The sequence below is a fragment of the Shewanella psychrotolerans genome (assembly GCF_019457595.1).
Taxonomy (GTDB): Bacteria; Pseudomonadota; Gammaproteobacteria; order Enterobacterales; family Shewanellaceae; genus Shewanella; species Shewanella psychrotolerans.
Map to the genome: position 1 here is coordinate 1,334,918 of NZ_CP080419.1, position 15,682 is coordinate 1,350,599.

Genomic DNA, 15,682 nt, shown 5'->3' on the forward strand with positions numbered 1-15,682 from the left:
AAGTTTCCATAAATAATCTACTGGGACTTTACCGTGGTTCATGTCGCTGTTTTTGAGCTGAAGACTCAGAGAACTGGCGGTATTTCTCAGTGATTGAATCGCTATTTGCACAGCAGACTACATTAGGTTTGAGGTCAACACAATCTCCTGGGACTTAAAAGCACCTGTTTAGACCAGTTTTAGCGTACAAGTGTGCGCTATATTAGAATGGGTAGTGCTTGAAAGTTGATTTGAACTTTCTTCATTTACAATAAGGGTTAGATAGATAAAAGCGAGCAAGATCGAGTCGGAATCTGGTGACGATGTTATAGCTGAAGAGTAGATTTTCTTCTCAATAAAAGGTAAAGATAAGTGTTTGACTATCTTTACCTTACTGGTTTATTTTGAATTAATCTGAACTTGGATTAAGACGTGTCCAGAGATTAATTACCTTTTTGCTGGGGGTGTTTGGCGGATAATATCGTTAATCGCCTCTCTATCTGAATTTTGGCGGTCTTCGCGTTGCTTGCGTGTATCACACACCTTTACCTTGATACTCGAACCTGTTACTTTTTGTTTCCTACATTCATAGCCCGCATCGGCAAGTTTTTGTTGATTTTTTGCTTTTAATGCAAGCTGCTCTTCAGTCATCGGTTTGTTATCTGTGCTGCTGCAGGCGCTGATGGTCAGCAGAAATAAAGTTATTCCTACCGCTTTAACAACGTCAATTGATTTTATAGACACATGGTTCTCCTTAAATAATCTTATTAGTATTGTTCCGTCAAAATGATGCGCGCTCTTGATGTTTACGCATTGGTTGTATCTTGTCAGAGCCAGTATTAACGGTTACATATTTGGAACAAATTGACAACCAAAACCTAGCGGTCAATCACTAAACATCGTCGAGAGCCGCCCAAAATACTTCTGGTCTCAGTATCCATTCATTTTTTCAATGAGATTAGCGCGTTAGATTTAAACCATTTCAGGTAATAAGGTGGTTGGTGAATCCGTGATCTTGATCAAAAGCTGCAGCTCTTTACGCGCCTATACTGGTTATTAATAAACCGATAACTCACCTTTTTTATTTGCAGCAATGACGATTTTGTTCGCGATAAAGCCAAATCCTAGTGCTGCTATCTAGTTAGATAACATGAAAACAAGGAGGCCAATATGGCTGAGTTTATGACCGAACAGATAAGGAATCTGGCGGTACTTGGACACACTGGATCGGGTAAATCTTCACTGCTTGAGGCATTGTTGTTCAAAGGTAAGGCTATCACTCAAAAAGGCAGGGTGGACAAGGGCACAAATCATGCTGATTTCACTGCCCAAGAAAAAGACCATCGCCATAGCCTTGAACCTTCCTTTCTCAATCTCGACTTCGACAACCACCACATTAACTTTATCGATACCCCTGGCCTGCCTGACTTTTTTGGTAGAGCGTTGCTGCCGCTGCCAGGAGTGGAAACAGTGCTGTTAGTCATTAATGCTACAACGGGTATTGAGACGATAACTCAGCGTGCTTTCGAGGCGGCAAGAGCCCAAGGTAAAGTGGTGCTTATTGCGGTTAATCATATTGACGGTAACGCTAACATGTTGCCGGCATTACTCGATGATATTCAAACTAAATTTGGTCATCGTTGTTTACCTGTGAATTTACCTAACAGAAAACTAGATGGTGTGATTGACTGCTATCTTCATCCTCAGCCTCAACTGCAAGCGGATGTGCTGCTTCATGATATCGCCAGCGCTCATGATGAGTTGGTCGACACAGTGTTGGAAGAAGACGATAATTTGATGGCGCTGTATTTAGAGCAAGGAGAGTTGCTTACAGCAGATCAATTACATGCGCCTTTAGAAACGGCATTGCGGATGGGGCATTTAGTGCCTATCTGTTTTACTAGTGCTGAAACAGAGGTGGGCATTACAGAGTTGCTCGAGCTGATTATTAAGTTATGTCCTAATCCACTCGAAGCTAATCCACCACAGTTTTTAAAAGAATTTGGCGACAAAGCCACACCTGTTGATGTTACACAAGCTGCTGATGATCATGTACTGGCTCATGTATTTCGAGTTGCGATTGATCCCTTCTTTGGTCGGATGGGGGTGTTTAGAGTGCACCAAGGCACGGTTCAATTGGGAATGAAGCTCTTTATTGGTGATGGACGAAAACCGTTTAAAGTGAGTAGTTTGTTTAAATTACAAGGAGGTAAACAGTTACCTGTCACCTCGGCTATTCCTGGAGATATATGTGCGGTCTCTAAAGTCGATGAACTTACTGTTGGTGCCGTGCTGCATGATAGTCATGATGAAGATGAGTTTTGTCTGCCGGAGCTTAACCTGCCACAACCTATTTTTGGTTTGGCCGTTTCGGCTAAGCGTCGTGGTGACGAGCAGAAAATCGCAGAGGTACTGAACAAGTTGGTAGTGGAAGATCCCAGTTTACACATAGCTAAAAACGAAGCTGAAGGACAAACTATTTTGCAGGGCCAAGGTGATCTTCATCTACAGATTGCGCTTGAGAAAGCGCACGATCTATTTAATGTCGATATGGATACCGACGTGCCTGCTGTGGCTTACCGTGAAACGATTACCGCTGCGGCGACTGCGCGCTATCGGCATAAGAAACAGTCGGGCGGTTCGGGGCAATTTGGTGAAGTTGAGCTAACGGTCGAGCCATTGCCGCGGGGAACGGGTTTTGAATTTGTGAGTAAAGTGGTAGGCGGTTCGGTGCCCAGTCAGTATATTCCTGCGGTGGAGAAGGGGGTTAGGGAAGCTATGGGATGCGGCGCCTTGGCGGGTTATCCGATGCAGGATGTGAGGGTGTCATTGCTTGATGGTAAGCATCATAGCGTGGATTCAAAAGAGATCGCTTTCGTGATGGCGGGTAAGAAAGCCTTTTTAGATGCCGTTCATCAAGCTCATGCAGTGATCTTAGAACCTATCGTTGAGATGACGGTTACCGTTGCTCAAGAGCATGTAGGGGATATTACAGGTGATATCAGTGCTAATCGCGGTATTATTTGTGGTACTCAAGCGCAAGCGAATGGCAAGGTAGAGGTTGAGGTCGAAGCGCCCTTAGCGACAGTGGATGATTACTCCACTAGACTTAAATCACTTACTGGTGGCGATGGTCAGTTTGCGATGACGTTTAGTCGCTATAATGTGGTGCCAGACAACGTACAACAGGAATTGATGGCAGAGGCCAAGCGTGAGTAAGAGGTAATATTTGTTACATAGAGCAGAAGGAGAGCAGTCGCTCTCCTTTTATTTTCATCTATTATAGGTTTAAGTTTGATATAAAACTTGTGTTATAACAAAAGATAGAACTCTATTTTATTGTGAGCACTGTTAGTAGTGTTTATGACTTTTGATGGATGAAGATTGATCTTATGACGATAAACTATTCTCATTTAATTCATATTCGGGATCATTCTGAATTAGTGCTGTATGAACTCATCCCTGATGTCGTGTGGATTTTTGATCTCGATAAACATGGCTGGTGGTGGGGCAACTCAGCCGCATTAGCTTTTTGGGGGCTGGATAAATTAGAACAACTTATCAATAAGGATCTCTCTGGGGATACCCAAGGGGCGAAAGATCGCACCGCACAAACCTTTGAGTTGGCGGCTCAAAACGGTTTAACTATTGATCCATGGACCACTTATCCAAATGGTAAACCCAAAACACTTTATATGCGTCATCGTGCTGTGTTGGTTGGCCCTGATAAACACCGTGCGATTATTGCCTATGTGAATGAAGAGGTTAATCTTGGTGATACACCTGAGAATTTGTTGCTGGTGGAGGCGATGCGCTATACCAGTGTGTTAGTGACTAGTTTTACATTTGAGGGTGAGCCGATAGTTGAAAATCCTGCGGCGACAGAAGCCTATAAACATCTTTCTCGAACAGACTTCGCTGACAACCATAGTTTCTTTTCTAGTCGCTTTCTTGATCCGGATGAAGGTAAGCAGGTACTAGAGACCGCAATTGAGCAGCAAGGTGGGCAGTGGACCTGTAAGGTGATGACATCCGCTGGCATACGTAAACATACGTTGGATTTGCGTATCACTCGCCATCCATTAACAGGAGATTTTCTGTTGTTGATGTCTGAATATGATGTATCGCCCCTGCATGAAGCGCTTGACCAAGCGCGGCAGGCTCAAGAGCAATTACGTCAATTGGCACACTATGATGCGGTAACCGGCATTCCATCGCTGCACTATTTGTTGGCTAAGGAAACTGAATTGGTTGAGACCGCTAAGAAAAATCAGTCGTTACTGGCTGTGTTATATCTTGATTTAGACGGATTTAAGCAAGTTAATGATAACTTTGGTCATGAAGCGGGCAATCAGGTGTTAACCAATATAGCTAATCGACTTAGTGCTATCGCACAGGGAAAAGGGCAAGTGGTGCGTATTGGTGGTGATGAATTTGTTGTATGGCTCGATAGTATCAATCAGCGCCAAGAAATTTGTCGAATAGCAGAGGAGATGGTGGCGAAGGTTCAGCAACCTATCACGATTAATGGTGCTCGTGAGACTGTTGTGGTGAGCGTCAGTATCGGCATTGCCTATTACCCTGAGCATGGGGACAGTTTTGAAGCCTTAATACACACTGCTGATAATGCGATGTATCAAGTTAAACATCAGGGGAAATGTGCAGCGCGAGAGGCATCGCCATTCATGTAAACCAACAAAGCGCCATCTTTATTATTCTTCGTTGGGCCTAAACGGCACTTATCTTCATGTTTATAGAGTTATAGCTCGTTGGCTTCACTGATCCGTTCGCGTTTTTCTTGCTCCTCTTCGAGCGCTGCTTGGATCTCTTCTAGTACCGAATTGACATCGGCACTGTGAGTATCGTCCATGAATTCACCGGTTAACTTAGTATTTGGGGTGAGTTTAGCTTTTTCGTATAACGCCCACATCTCTTTAGCGTATTTGGTTTGCGCAAGTGCTGGCGCAAATTGTGAGTAGTAATGGGTCATATTATTCACATCACGCTCGAGCATTGCTTTTGCATTATTGTTAGCCGATGCATCGACGGCTTGAGGGAGATCGATGATCACCGGGCCATTATCGTCGAGTAACACGTTAAATTCAGACAGATCACCATGGACAATGCCGGCACACAACATACGTGTGATATAACTCATCATCACTTCGTGATCGGCGAGCGCTTGCTCAGGGGTTAACATTACGTCATTGAGCCGTGGTGCCACATCACCGTTAGCATCGGTGATAAGTTCCATTAACAGTACGCCATCGAAACAACCAAAGGGGGTGGGAACTCTGATATCGGCCGCGGCACATTTATAAAGCGCATCGACCTCGGCATTTTGCCAAGCTTGCTCCTGTTGTTCGCGACCGTAGCTTGAACCTTTTTCCATTGCTCGGCTACGACGACTATTTCGGCTCTTTCTACCTTCTTGATATTGCGCGGCCTTTTTGAAGCTTCGTTTTGTCGCTTCTTTGTATACTTTGGCGCAGCGGATCTCTGTCCCACAACGTACGATGTAGACAGTAGCTTCTTTACCACTCATTAATTGGCTAATCACTTCATCGACGAGACCATCGTCAACCAGTGGTTGTATGCGTTTAGGCGTTTTCATTGCGCCGTTATACCTTACTTCAAGACCGGATGGTACCTCTTGAAGACTAAATAACGTGAACTAGGGGTAATTTAAGTGGTTCTAGCTACTTTTACGCGTTTAATGTTATTAAAACATGTTAATCGTCACTCATGACTGATATTGATTTTCTCTTGATATCGCGAGGATAAACGACTTTGAATTTTCGTAGCGTAAATCACTACTAATTAAATTAACACAATCAAAGCTGACATTAACTAATCGTGCTTTGATTACTCGTTAAGCGGAGTTTCTATTCGGTGCTAGTTAGGTATTTATTTTTAACCTTTTCTATCAAGCTTTGCCATTGTGGGTATTCGGTTAAGCTACTTTCAAGGTCTCCCCAAGGTGACATTGTAATAGATTGATTTTCTGGATGATTTAATTTAGTTGCTTCATAGAGATAATAGAATGCTGATGCGCGGTAGTTGGCAGCGCAATGAACCAAAATATCCTTATCTTTATTGGCATCCATTATCGTAAAAAACTGCTCAACATCTGCAAGGGTGGGTTGTTGCCAGTCTACTGAAATATGCGCGTATTGCATCTGTGCATCAGCGACAAGCTGAGCCTCATTTTTATGTCCATTTGGGTTGTCATTTGGAATGAGGTTTATCACCAAATCGACGCCAGCTTGTTCTAATTCATCAAATTGATTCGTGGTTGGCAGCCCTGAGGTGATCACTGTGTCACTATTAAATCTTATTGCCTTAATATTGGATAAGGATGTTGGGGTAATAGCTGCATGAGCAGATGTAGCACTGCCTAATAGTATGGTTAAGCTGGTGACAAACGACGTTAATCGTTTTCTTAAATAGATGTGCGATGGCATGCTTATATCCTTGACTTATTATTCTGTGCTGATTGTTCGCTTTAGCTATCGCTACCGTTGCGATTTAGCGTTACATATTGCGTCTTACTTGGCAATGAGTGCTATAAGATATTCAACAGAGTCTAATCGAGTACAATAGCTTCTTTTGAGGATACTTTTTGAGGAAAGAATATGAAAATTGAACGTCTTAATCCGACGACTCGCTGGTCAGATGCCACGGTTTACAATGGTATTGCACATTTTGTCGAAATTGCAGCAGACACCGAGTTAGATATGGCCGGGCAGGTTAGTCAAATTTTTACGCAGGCAGAGGCCACATTAGCTGCGTTCAATAGTGATCATTCTCGGTTACTGTCTGCGACGATTTATATTACTGACTTTGCAAATTTAGCCACCTTTAATGCCCTTTGGGATGCATGGTTACCGCAAGGATGTGCGCCAAGTCGTGCATGTATTAAAGCTGAACTGGCTGATCCTGAGTATTTAGTGGAAATTGCATTTGTCGCGGCCACTAATCCAATTTAGTTCTATGTTTATTTTATATTTAACTTGTTGCAATCGTTATTTGTCGTGGCCAGTTGTCGAGTCGTTATTGAGTAGGGTTCATGGCATGATTAATGAGTCAGTGTCTTGACGATATTTATATCATCTTAGTTTCAAGCGTTACGCCTTGTTAAAGCAGAGTTTTTATTTATCTTTAACGTTATACTTAGCACACTATTTCTAGAGCATTATTTCAACTATGGCTTCATCTTGCGTGTCTCACTCCTTGCCTGTCACTCTCTATTTCTGTCCATTGATCGCTCAGCAGCTTAGTGAACAGCAACTCCAGGGATTACGATCTTGGCTCCCCGTTGATGAAGAAACAAAAGCCGACCGATTTTTACAGCCAGATGCTCGTGCTAAAGGACTATTAGTCAGAAGTTATCTTCGTGGTGTTTTGTCACTTTATGCACAAGGGGCGGAAGGCAACATACATCCTAATGAATGGCAATTTGATTACCTTGAAAAGGGTAAGCCAGTATTATCTGAGGCCTGTTTTGCTCGCTATCCATTGCAATTTAATATTAGTCACAGCGGTGATTATTTGCTGGTGGCGATCACTCAAAGTGATCGGGAGCTGCAACTGGGTGTAGATATTGAGCGGCTGCGAGCAAGCACTAATATTTACGCTATTTTGAATCATTATTTTACCGATGATGAAACCCTTAGTCTGCTTGCTTTGCCTGAAAGGGAGCAGAGAGCGCGGTTTTTCGATCTGTGGGCACTTAAAGAGTCATATATTAAAGCGAAGGGACTGGGGTTAGCGTTATCGCTTAAATCGTTTAGTTTTACATTTAATACCCTTAGGACTCAAAACCAACAAAGTAACCATGCAGAGCGGATAAAGATGGACGGCGAGCCTTTCGCAGAACTAAACCGCCATATATCGCTCCATTTACATGATAAAAAGGGTAAAAAGCAAGCCGATGAATGGAAAGTGGTTTTAGGCCATATGGACGATGAGTATCGCTTTGCGGTAAGCGTTGAATCTAAAGCGTCGTTGCAAATAGTGGCAAATAAAGTAACCGTTGAGCAATTAGTTAACAAGTGGTAAAAGCCCGCAGCTGAATGCGGGCTTAGGTTTATAACTTACTGCCGAGCGAGACGATGATTCTCGGGTGGATTTTCGAAATCACTACGATAAGGGTTGATATCTAAACCGCCTCGACGGGTATAACGTGCATAAACGGTGAGTTTAGCGCAATGGCAAAATTGTTTGAGGTCAACGAAAATACGCTCGACACACTGCTCATGAAATTCATTATGTTGACGGAATGAGATTAAATAACGCAGTAACTTTTCACGATCTATTTTAGGACCTTGATAGCGAACCATTACGCTACCCCAATCTGGCTGAGAGGTGATTAAGCAGTTAGATTTTAGTAGGTTAGATGTCAAAGTTTCAGCGACAACGACCTTGTCATCAGTGCTATCGATGAGATAATCGCTAGTAAAATGGTAATCATCGACTTCGATATCTAAATCGTCTATGCAGGTACCGGGGAGTTCAACAACGCGTTGATGGCTAAACTGTTTCGGCTCGATAACTTTTACCTGCACTTCACCCTGTGCACAAGCTGATAAATCCTTGCTTAAAGTTTGTTGTACTTGCTCGATTGATTCGAATTTAGTTTGGTTAAAAGTATTTAAATAAAGCTTAAATGATTTCGATTCAATAAGATTTAGGCTGTTGACATCTAAGGAAAACTCGGCGATTGCAACCATAGGCTTCCCTTTAGCATTGAGCCAAGATAACTCATATCCTGTCCAAATATCAGCCCCATGGAAAGGAAGTTCTGCGTCTAAGTTAATCGCATCACGATTAAGCTTTCTCGGTACCCCTTGTAATAGCGATGCATCATAATGCTCTTGATAACCAGTAGATTTACCTAAGGTTAATTCTGCTAAGGCTGGAGCATTGCTGTATGGGTCATGAACTGGTGTCATCGATCTGTTTTCCATGTCAAAATAGAGGGATATTATACTTAAAATTTGGGTAGCTGCTAAGTGTCTTCTTTACCTGCGTTAGATAATTTTTTTGAGGTTTACCTCCAAAGCTATATGGAAAGGTTAGGTGAACGGCCTAGATATTATCCTCACGGTGAGGGTTCCGATTGCTTAATAGATGATGACAAGGGCAAGGTTAGCGATCATGATCTTGCCCTGCAATGGCAACCGATTCGGCGCGAAACCTCTGGGAGTTTTGATAATATCAATCATGCTTTAGATATGACATTACATCCCTGTATTAATGATTTCTATGGTCATTATTTTGCCGCGCCTTTGATGTTTGATTCAGCTAAGGGTGAGGGAGAGTTATTGCAAGTTTGGAATCAGAACGATTTTGAGTACTTGCAGCAAAACTTGATTGGCCATCTGATGATGAAGCAAAAGCTCAAGCAAAGTCCGACTTGGTTTATTGGTGTGCTTCATGAGAGCGATCAGATGTTGGTTGTCGATAATAGTGACGGCAGCGTTTGGATCGAGATCCCCGGTCAAGTGCCTCACGAGAAGTTAGCTAATAGCTTAAATGAGTTTATCGCTGCTTTAACACCGAGAGTCTGTCCACCAGTAAAAAATATGGAAGAAACGATGCCAGAACTTGATCATCCTGGGATCTGGCAGCGAATAAAGATAATGTGGCGTAATTTACGCGGCAAGAACGAACTGTAAGCCTTTATGTGTAAGTATTTATGAGGCGATATGCAATGCGCTTGGGATCATAAGTGATCCCAAGAGATATTAGACACAATTCTGCAGTTATCGCACTTAAAGTGAAACATATCCAGTAGCGGTTCATCAAGAAGCCACTGGGTATTACCGCAACGAGGACAGGCACGTTGTTTTTCCGTAGCAAAGCTTTCGCCGCCAACTCGATATAGATAATAGTAAGTTGGGATCTTAGTCAGATACTCAACTCGTCCGCGTAGATCCCATCCTCGTCTGAAGAGGTCGCTGACACAGCTCGTTAGTTCCTCTAATGCGGCAAATTCCGCTTTAGTTGCCGCTGCCATTTGCAGTTCATCGCAGGCTTGCCATTCTGTCTGCCATTTTATGATGCGTTTATGGTCGCCATTAAATGTTGCCGGGATTTGGTACAGAGGGATAGGTTGTAGGGTATCACCGTTACGCAGTGGAGAGCACATATGCACGTAACTGGTATAAAGTAGTTGCCAGCTAGGCGTCTCTGTACTACTCACTTCAGAATTAATATCTTGTCCAATATATTTTTCACGGGGATGGAGCAACTTTGCTTCGGTCAATTGACTCAGTGCATGTTCCACCCAAGGGCTGTTATAGCGCTTAGCGAGGCTGCTTTTTTCTGGCATCAGCAGACGTACGCGAAACTCACCATCGTTAAATGCGACCGCAAATTCTCGGCCAAGCACTTGGCCGTTAGCGCGATAGGCTTCAAGTAAACCATTAATAGCTTGCTCTGCTGCCGTAATTGTCGTGTTGTCAAAGCATTCAAATCTTAATTCTACGACATGCATTAAGGGCGATCTCTATTTTTTAGCGATGCTTCTAGCGCATCGATTCGAGCAACTAATATTTGCTGCTGTTGCTGTAATGTGTGCACTTGTTGTTGCAAGTTTTCCAGCGAAACACCCTGCTTCTCAGCGATTTTTTCGCTGTTGGGCTGTTGATTTTCAAAGGTTAACAGTTCAATTTCTGCTTTTGATAGCGCTTTAAAACGTTGTAATCCTTGTACTAAAAGTGGCATTGGAATGCTATTACCCACTTTTGACTTTATCAGTGCGAGGCTGGGTGATTTTCCTGAAGTGGCAATGGCTTTTGCCGCAGCGAGAACCTGTTCAATGGGAGTCATAGGTAGTGAAATTCCTTAAATTTTAGCGATGTTGACACTAGGTAAACACTCAGGATGAGATTAATTTTTATAAATCAATAGCTTAGTTTTTTGGCATATGCCTTGCTTTGTACGAGTCTGGTTATAATAGATAAACAGGAAGTTAAAGTGAAAACAAAATTACTAAGTTTGGTGCTTTTAGGGGCCACAAGCGTTGCACTCTCGGGTTGTGTTTTAAATATTGGCGATGGTGAGGGGAATTGGGATAACGCTAATTCTTGGGAGCGAATACAAGATCAGAATCGTGCGAATTTAGCAAAATTAAGTATAGGGATGAGCCGAGATCAAGTGATGACATTGATGGGGACCGCAGACTTTAACGAAGCTTACATCAAGCAAGATAAAGAGATTTCTGTCTTGTATTACCGAACTCAACGGACTAAAGGTGATGGCACAACAACTAAAGATGAGTGCACTCCGATTGTACTGGCAAACAATGCAGTCGTTGGTTGGGGTGAAAAAGCCTATCACAGCATGTAATCCCACTTCGATGTCGATGTGCTTAGAGATGCAGAATTTAGCTGGATTTCCTTTTTTGTAGATGAATCAGCAATGATATTTTTTGAACAGAATATCATTGCTTTTTCTTTGTCGTATAAAGACTCAACACTTACGGGATTTGGTTTTACATAACAGTGTATTGAAGCTTAGTCAGTATTAATCCCTTAGTTGAGCATCTAACTGATCGACGATTTCAGCCCATGAAGCATCGTCACTTAATGCTTCTTTGAGGAAGTTCTTTTGCGCATCATTCCAAAAATCAGCTTCAATCAGATGAATGGATGCTTTGATACGGTGTTGACTAATAAAAGTCTCTATATCTTGCTGACTGCTGGGTAGTCCCAGTTGATCGAACAGGGAAGTTAAGTCTGGTTGATTCATATCCATAAATTTCACCTTGTTTTTTACCACCGAATACAAATAAGTATGCTATTTTTTTTTAAAATTATCGAACTGATTAAAGTTTGCACTTTATTACAACCTTGTTACATTGGACAATGTTGATCGCAAACAAGGAAACCTGTGATGAATACCACGGCACCACAAACCATAGAAGATAACTTAAAAGCCGTATACTTAACCGCTGAAGATCTACGAGTTGCCGCTTCAATTTTATACAATGCATATCATGATGATCCCTTTTTCATCGCGGCCCTCAATAACGGGGACAAGGCACAATATGAGCAGAAGTTGAGAGGAGCAATTCGAGAAGAGTTGCATACATTGTGGCGAGAAGAGCAGGCACTCATTGGCTTGTTTGATGATCAACGACTCATAGGCCTAGCATGCATTGTTACTCAACAAGTTCCTTTAGGAGAGGCTCGTTATTGGCATTGGCGTCTCAAAATGCTAATGAGTACAGGATGGCATTCAACTCAAACATTGATGAAAAAAGAAGCCTCGATATTGGAACATCTTCCTAGTACACAATGTGGTATTTTACAGTTTATTGCCCTGACTCCCATTGAACAACATAAAGGCTTAGGGAGTCGCTTAGTTCGGGCGGTGACAAGTTGGTGTGATGAACAGCTTAAGCTTGATGGGATAGGTGTATATGTTACTCAAGAAAATCACGCTCATCTCTTTTCAAAGTTCGGATTTACTGCAATTGAAAAGCTCAGTATAGGAAGTGTCGAAGGTGAACTTCTTTTTTATCGGAGTAGTGATAGTGAGTAAAAAGTGTAATCACTTTTGGGATTTTTATCCTTTATATCTTTCTCAACATCAATTTACCTAATCGATGGTGACACTCTTCACTGCACTGTTTATTGGCTGCCTAGTAATCTATAAATTGGGTTATTTAACAAAGTAAATGGTGAGCCCGAGATAAATGGCGGGTTAAGTTGAAGGAGTCACGTCGCTAAACAAAGCTTGTATTATCTCTTCCATATTGCTCTTGATCACGGACCAAATGAATATGCAATTATTCACATTGATAATGAGCTATCTCACAAATTGCTGGATTAAATGTAAGAGATCTCTCACATTGATGTGAGTTATGCACTGTTTTACAATGTAGGTTTAATCGTTTTTAAGGTTATTTTTTATATATAACAAGCTCTTAAAGTTTTTTATGTTAATCAAAACCTTCAGCAGCTCTGCTGTAGTTTGGTTTGGGGGCATTATTATTATTAGCGTTCACATATAATAGATTTACGATATGGATTGGGTTTGAGTTTGACCTTAGCTAGTGACTATGGATAGTCATATATCTAAAGGGTGATGGACAGAGTAAGGATTGACTCTAGCAGCAGGTTTTGTTGCAGTCAGGGAAGTAAATAAATAGATTGAAGCTCAAGCAAAAGGTATGGAATACCACGCATGACGCGTGAAGCCCTTAAGGATTTGGGATATCAGTAAAGTGGATTACTGAGCATGGATGATTGACTAGGATGTTATAAGGATTGATTGGACTGGCAGGATGCTAGAGCATTAAGGATGAAGCAAGGAGCATATCGATAGCAGGAAGGCTAACAAAGAGTACATGAAGGCGCACTTTTAAGTGCGCCTTTTTCTTTTGTGTTGTCCTGTCTTGAAATATGTATACATAAACCCCTTATCCAGAGAGCTGGCTGGCGTTGCTGGCGCTAAATTTGCCAATAATAGACAGACTATATGCGGTAAAAATCGTGGCGTTTAGTGCGCAATCGATGAGCAAGCTCACATAGCATCATGTAAAGCAGCTAGCGAATATAGGGCTGTTTTGCCTTTTAAGTGAGTCTAAGGTCATTATCGGTGTGTAGGCTCATTAAGGTAAATGCATTGGCTGCGAGTGAGAGATCTCTCACATTACCGTGAGATATGAGTCGGTAATGAAGTTTGATATCTCTGCATAATTAAATAAAACTCTATTGAAACAAGTTGTTATAAACTTTAACTTCATCAGCCAAGTTATATAGAGATAAAACTTGTAGATATGATGCTATCAAGTTGTTGCCTTTAAAGTAGAATTAATTATGTTCAAGGATGAATGATTAAGGATAAATTAGTCAGGACGATTGAAATGTTAACTAGGATGGTTAACATACAGGGAGCTTACTAGGATAGTGTACTCAGGATGAGTACTGGGTGACTAAGGAAGGCCAAATCTTCAAGGATGACATTTTGCTGCCCAGGATGGTGGTATACACGGAGTGTATAGAAAGGAATCACAGGGAAGAATTTGGACATGCTTTATGGATGAAGCAAACTTGGTAAAAGGATTATCAAGTCAAAGGAATGTACTTAGGTACAAGGAAAAATGGAAACAGGGATGATGCATGGAGCATAATCTTCGCAAGGATGGTGCAGGGAGCACAGTTATAGCAGGATAGCTTAGCGGAAAGATAGGAAGCGCGACTCTTTACTGAGCCGCGCTTTTTCTATATCAGCTATTTCAGTGGAATTATATTCTTACTTTACAGCCCTACAACTATTTGCAACCACCGCTATTACAGCCGCCTCGGCTGCCACAGCCGCCACCAAATTTCCCCGTGGACTCAGGTGCTTCTAGCCATTCAGGTTCAGGAAAAATTGGCCATTGAATTTTCTGGATTTTTTTGCCATGCATCCAAATAGATGCTTTATATTGATTGATGCCGTCAGTGCTAAATTCTAATAGAAACTTCGCTTTCCATGTCAGGCCACTGGTTCCTCCTATGCTGGGGCGTGCAGACTCCATGGCAATCGCTAATAGCTGAACCCGTTGTTTTTTACACTCGCTAGTGGCAAAAACACGGCTTAGCTCAGCCATTTGTCGCAACTGCCAGAAGAAGGCGACGATGATCACCAACCCTGCAATCAATAAAAAATCTGTCATCATGCTTTGGTTACCTTAAAAAGCCCGCCTATGGCGGTAGAGAGGGCTGCACTGCGATTAGGATTTCTGAGCTCTATAAGTAACTCGGTTCTAATAGCTGGAATTGCTACGATATCAGCAAAGATCTGGTTAAAGAAGTGTTGATTTTGTTTTGCTAATGCATCGAGGTAAAGAGTGCGAGTTTGATCATCCTTTAGCGCTGTCCAGTTACGTCCAGCAATAGTGATGAGCGCCTCAATATCTAAGGTGTTAATTTGAGCTAAATATTGGATAGCTTTTTTAGAGTACTGTGGTTGAGACGCCAATGCGCGCATAAAATAGAGCTTGTGTTCGCTCGGTGCAGCATACAGCTTTTCCAACAGACGTTCGGCTAATTCTGGTGAGATCGATAAATGTTCTAGTTGTTGGCATAGTGCAATCTGAACTTCAATTGCGCAGTTGTCGAATGCGTGCTCGATATGGGCATTATGATCAAGCTCGTCGGCTCTGGCACAAATATCTGCAATACCTTGAAGGCCAACATCTTGCCAGCGATTACTTTCCAGTTGTCCTGATAAATATTGGTATGCAAATTCATATTGTGGTGAAGCTGCTTTACCTAACTGTTTTCTGACCAAGGCATTAAATAATGCCAGTTTTTCTGCTGCAGGTTTGAAGGCAAATGGGTGATTGGCTAGTCTGTCTTGCTGTGCTTCTGACATAGGTTGACTGGGATCGCTGCCTAGCGCTTCTAATACCATTCTAATAAACTGGGTTCTTGGCGCTGGAGATAACAGGCCTCTTTCATCCAAAGGAAGCTTTAGGAACCAGATATAATGCTGTTCAGATGCATCCCAAAATACTACGGCAAATTGAGCATGACCTTGGATTGGTGAAGGATAGGGCGTAGTCAGTTGTTCTATTTGAGAAAATGTTATCCTATCGATATGTTGTACGCGCCGTCCTAAATCATAGATTTCGAATTGGGTGTTTGCCGTGGTTAAAAATTGGGTGAGAGTGGTGATTTCAGTCATAAGGATACCGTTAGGA

16 protein-coding genes are annotated in these 15,682 nt (G+C 42.1%); 7 read left to right on the forward strand and 9 right to left on the reverse strand.

Annotated elements, in window-relative coordinates; all coding sequences use genetic code 11:
• Positions 1-426: 426 nt before the first annotated feature.
• Entirely contained in the window at positions 427-723 is a 297-nt protein-coding gene (locus K0I62_RS05990) for a hypothetical protein (protein ID WP_220070575.1), read from the reverse strand.
• A 426-nt stretch (positions 724-1,149) separates the two neighbouring features.
• Between K0I62_RS05990 and fusA the strand changes: the two genes are divergently transcribed.
• Positions 1,150-3,198 (forward strand): elongation factor G, encoded by a 2,049-nt coding sequence (gene fusA / locus K0I62_RS05995; RefSeq protein ID WP_220070576.1) that lies wholly within the window; start codon positions 1,150-1,152, stop codon positions 3,196-3,198.
• Between the two features lie 173 nt (positions 3,199-3,371).
• Positions 3,372-4,670 carry a GGDEF domain-containing protein gene (locus K0I62_RS06000; RefSeq protein WP_220070577.1) on the forward strand — a complete coding sequence of 433 codons (1,299 nt, stop codon included), beginning with the start codon at positions 3,372-3,374 and terminating at the stop codon, positions 4,668-4,670.
• A 68-nt stretch (positions 4,671-4,738) separates the two neighbouring features.
• Here K0I62_RS06000 and K0I62_RS06005 read toward each other — a convergent pair whose 3' ends face one another.
• Together K0I62_RS06005 and K0I62_RS06010 are read right to left on the reverse strand one after the other, a co-directional pair.
• Entirely contained in the window at positions 4,739-5,593 is an 855-nt protein-coding gene (locus K0I62_RS06005; protein WP_220070578.1) for a PA4780 family RIO1-like protein kinase, read from the reverse strand.
• A gap of 271 nt (positions 5,594-5,864) precedes the next feature.
• Positions 5,865-6,443, reverse strand: coding sequence for a protein tyrosine phosphatase family protein (locus K0I62_RS06010; protein ID WP_220070579.1), 579 nt, complete (start codon positions 6,441-6,443; stop codon positions 5,865-5,867).
• 171 nt (positions 6,444-6,614) lie between these two features.
• Here K0I62_RS06010 and K0I62_RS06015 point away from each other — a divergent pair, with 171 nt between their 5' ends.
• Both K0I62_RS06015 and K0I62_RS19325 read left to right on the forward strand, forming a co-directional pair.
• The gene (locus K0I62_RS06015) at positions 6,615-6,968 is read left to right on the forward strand and encodes a RidA family protein (protein WP_220070580.1); all 354 of its coding nucleotides are present in this window, start codon (positions 6,615-6,617) and stop codon (positions 6,966-6,968) included.
• Between the two features lie 217 nt (positions 6,969-7,185).
• Positions 7,186-8,040 (forward strand): 4'-phosphopantetheinyl transferase family protein, encoded by an 855-nt coding sequence (locus K0I62_RS19325; protein ID WP_220070581.1) that lies wholly within the window; start codon positions 7,186-7,188, stop codon positions 8,038-8,040.
• 35 nt (positions 8,041-8,075) lie between these two features.
• Here the strand turns inward: K0I62_RS19325 and queF are convergent, their stop codons facing one another.
• Positions 8,076-8,933, reverse strand: a complete 858-nt coding sequence (gene queF / locus K0I62_RS06025; RefSeq protein ID WP_220070582.1) for an NADPH-dependent 7-cyano-7-deazaguanine reductase QueF — start codon at positions 8,931-8,933, stop codon at positions 8,076-8,078.
• A 60-nt stretch (positions 8,934-8,993) separates the two neighbouring features.
• On the opposite strand from queF, the gene syd reads away from it, so the two are divergent.
• Positions 8,994-9,659: a SecY-interacting protein gene (syd, locus tag K0I62_RS06030; protein WP_220070583.1), complete on the forward strand. Its 666-nt coding sequence runs from the start codon at positions 8,994-8,996 to the stop codon at positions 9,657-9,659.
• Positions 9,660-9,706: 47 nt separating this feature from the next.
• Here syd and K0I62_RS06035 read toward each other — a convergent pair whose 3' ends face one another.
• Positions 9,707-10,480 carry a Zn-ribbon-containing protein gene (locus K0I62_RS06035; protein ID WP_220070584.1) on the reverse strand — a complete coding sequence of 258 codons (774 nt, stop codon included), beginning with the start codon at positions 10,478-10,480 and terminating at the stop codon, positions 9,707-9,709.
• Positions 10,480-10,815, reverse strand: a complete 336-nt coding sequence (locus K0I62_RS06040) for a hypothetical protein (protein WP_220070585.1) — start codon at positions 10,813-10,815, stop codon at positions 10,480-10,482. Before K0I62_RS06040 ends, K0I62_RS06035 begins: the two co-directional genes overlap by 1 nt.
• Before the next feature lie 147 nt (positions 10,816-10,962).
• Between K0I62_RS06040 and K0I62_RS06045 the strand changes: the two genes are divergently transcribed.
• Positions 10,963-11,334, forward strand: a complete 372-nt coding sequence (locus tag K0I62_RS06045) for a DUF3192 domain-containing protein (protein ID WP_220070586.1) — start codon at positions 10,963-10,965, stop codon at positions 11,332-11,334.
• 177 nt (positions 11,335-11,511) lie between these two features.
• Here K0I62_RS06045 and K0I62_RS06050 read toward each other — a convergent pair whose 3' ends face one another.
• Positions 11,512-11,742 (reverse strand): DUF2789 domain-containing protein, encoded by a 231-nt coding sequence (locus tag K0I62_RS06050; protein WP_220070587.1) that lies wholly within the window; start codon positions 11,740-11,742, stop codon positions 11,512-11,514.
• 138 nt (positions 11,743-11,880) lie between these two features.
• Between K0I62_RS06050 and K0I62_RS06055 the strand changes: the two genes are divergently transcribed.
• The gene (locus K0I62_RS06055) at positions 11,881-12,531 is read left to right on the forward strand and encodes a GNAT family N-acetyltransferase (protein ID WP_220070588.1); all 651 of its coding nucleotides are present in this window, start codon (positions 11,881-11,883) and stop codon (positions 12,529-12,531) included.
• Positions 12,532-14,266: 1,735 nt separating this feature from the next.
• On the opposite strand, the gene K0I62_RS06060 is transcribed toward K0I62_RS06055, so the two are convergent.
• On the reverse strand, positions 14,267-14,656 hold the full coding sequence (locus tag K0I62_RS06060) for a DUF3301 domain-containing protein (protein WP_220070589.1): 390 nt from the start codon (positions 14,654-14,656) through the stop codon (positions 14,267-14,269).
• A complete protein-coding gene (locus K0I62_RS06065) occupies positions 14,653-15,666 on the reverse strand; it encodes a DUF3549 family protein (protein WP_220070590.1) in 1,014 nt (337 codons plus the stop codon). Before K0I62_RS06065 ends, K0I62_RS06060 begins: the two co-directional genes overlap by 4 nt.
• Positions 15,667-15,682 lie beyond the last annotated feature (16 nt).

Coding starts and splice junctions, on each gene's coding strand:
- K0I62_RS06005 (WP_220070578.1), bottom strand. CDS start 5,593: ATGAAAACGCCTAAACGCATACAACCACTGGTTGACGATGGTCTCGTC.
- fusA (WP_220070576.1), top strand. CDS start 1,150: ATGGCTGAGTTTATGACCGAACAGATAAGGAATCTGGCGGTACTTGGA.
- K0I62_RS06010 (WP_220070579.1), bottom strand. CDS start 6,443: ATGCCATCGCACATCTATTTAAGAAAACGATTAACGTCGTTTGTCACC.
- K0I62_RS06000 (WP_220070577.1), top strand. CDS start 3,372: ATGACGATAAACTATTCTCATTTAATTCATATTCGGGATCATTCTGAA.
- K0I62_RS06040 (WP_220070585.1), bottom strand. CDS start 10,815: ATGACTCCCATTGAACAGGTTCTCGCTGCGGCAAAAGCCATTGCCACT.
- queF (WP_220070582.1), bottom strand. CDS start 8,933: ATGACACCAGTTCATGACCCATACAGCAATGCTCCAGCCTTAGCAGAA.
- K0I62_RS06060 (WP_220070589.1), bottom strand. CDS start 14,656: ATGATGACAGATTTTTTATTGATTGCAGGGTTGGTGATCATCGTCGCC.
- K0I62_RS06055 (WP_220070588.1), top strand. CDS start 11,881: ATGAATACCACGGCACCACAAACCATAGAAGATAACTTAAAAGCCGTA.
- K0I62_RS06065 (WP_220070590.1), bottom strand. CDS start 15,666: ATGACTGAAATCACCACTCTCACCCAATTTTTAACCACGGCAAACACC.
- K0I62_RS06035 (WP_220070584.1), bottom strand. CDS start 10,480: ATGCATGTCGTAGAATTAAGATTTGAATGCTTTGACAACACGACAATT.
- K0I62_RS19325 (WP_220070581.1), top strand. CDS start 7,186: ATGGCTTCATCTTGCGTGTCTCACTCCTTGCCTGTCACTCTCTATTTC.
- K0I62_RS06050 (WP_220070587.1), bottom strand. CDS start 11,742: ATGGATATGAATCAACCAGACTTAACTTCCCTGTTCGATCAACTGGGA.
- K0I62_RS06015 (WP_220070580.1), top strand. CDS start 6,615: ATGAAAATTGAACGTCTTAATCCGACGACTCGCTGGTCAGATGCCACG.